The sequence below is a fragment of the Chamaesiphon sp. VAR_48_metabat_135_sub genome (assembly GCF_031418915.1).
Lineage (GTDB): Bacteria > Cyanobacteriota > Cyanobacteriia > Cyanobacteriales > Chamaesiphonaceae > Chamaesiphon.
Genome location: NZ_JANOJV010000219.1, coordinates 1 through 1,500, shown reverse-complemented (window position 1 = coordinate 1,500; position 1,500 = coordinate 1). Strand labels below are relative to the sequence as shown.

At 40.3% G+C, this 1,500-nt stretch carries 2 protein-coding genes; both read right to left on the bottom strand.

Annotation, left to right across the window (positions count from 1 at the left end; all coding sequences use genetic code 11):
* Nucleotides 1–74: 74 nt before the first annotated feature.
* Nucleotides 75–854: a Fe-S cluster assembly ATPase SufC gene (gene sufC, locus RMO55_RS15840; protein ID WP_310428002.1), complete on the bottom strand. Its 780-nt coding sequence runs from the start codon at nt 852–854 to the stop codon at nt 75–77.
* A 67-nt stretch (nt 855–921) separates the two neighbouring features.
* Nucleotides 922–1,488, bottom strand: coding sequence for a Uma2 family endonuclease (locus RMO55_RS15835; protein WP_310428001.1), 567 nt, complete (start codon nt 1,486–1,488; stop codon nt 922–924).
* Nucleotides 1,489–1,500 lie beyond the last annotated feature (12 nt).

Genomic DNA, 1,500 nt, shown 5'->3' with positions numbered 1-1,500 from the left:
TTACAAGGGGAGGGTTGGGGTGGGGTAAAGATCTTCGCAGTCAATCAAACAATTTACGTCTGTCACTAATTCAGTTAACCGACTGCTTGAGGCTCAGTCACCCAGTCATAACCCTTCGCCTCCAATTCCAGAGCGAGTTCCTTCCCGCCACTAGTTAGGATTTGTCCATTCGCCATTACATGTACAAAATCAGGAATAATATAATCCAACAACCGTTGATAATGGGTAATCACCAACATCGAATTATCCTGATTCGACAACTGATTCACACCACCAGCCACAATTTTCAGCGCGTCAATATCCAAGCCCGAATCAGTCTCATCGAGAATTGCTAAACTAGGCTGAAGAATTGCCATTTGCAAAATCTCATTCCGCTTCTTTTCACCGCCAGAGAAACCCTCATTCACACTCCGGCTGAGGAAAGCAGGGTTCATTTTGACAATTTCCAATTTGTCTTGAATCAATTCATCAAAATCAAATACATCTAATTCTTCTAAGCCCAGATGTTTCTGGCGAGAATTGTAAGCAACGCGGAGGAAATCGAGGTTACTAACGCCAGGAATTTCGAGTGGATATTGAAATGCCAGAAATACACCAGAACGTGCCCGATCTTGCGGCTCTAAATCGAATAGATTTTCACCTTTGTAAGTGACTTCTCCCCCTGTGACTGTATATGCGGGATGTCCAGCCAATACCTTTGACAATGTACTTTTACCGGAACCATTTGGCCCCATAATCGCATGGATTTCTCCGGCTTTTATTTCGATATTTAAGCCTTTGAGGATGGGTGTACCATCTACTTCGGCGGTGAGATTTTTAACTGATAATATTACTGGGCTGTTTTCAATAATCATTTTAAATTAGTGCTTGGTATAGATATTTTTTATTAAACCGCAGAGGCGCAGAGGGCGCAGAGAAAGATTAGTCTAGTTTTAGCCAATTGAAAATATCTCCAGGGTTCAGTTTAACAGATCGGGCGAATTCAGGTACAATTAATTCAGCTTCGAGTATATCTACCACTTGTACTTGTTTATCGGGTTGATAAACTAAGATCATCTTCTCAGCAGGATCGATTAACCAGCCAACTTTAGTACCATGATCTAAACAATGAAGAATATTCTTAATTACTTTAGTCGTACTTTGATCGGGAGATAAGATTTCAATCACCCAATCGGGTGCAGTTGTCACCACATTAGCAACCTCACCATCATCATCTTTAGAAATAATCTCATTCTTCAATACAACTACATCAGGAACTATCGATCTCCCTCCAAAGCTACATCTTAGTTCTGGAAATGCTATAGCGATACTTGCTTTTCGTAGGATAGAATTAATGAAAGATATTAGTTCGAGTTGAAGTAAGCTATGTTTTCCTTGAGGCATTGGCTTTTGAACTATCTTTCCGTCAATATATTCACTCGCAGGTTTAGTTTCTGGAAGAGCCAGAAAGCCTTCTAAAGTAAGATTTTTTACAGGTGTCGCAACCATTTTAAAACTCTA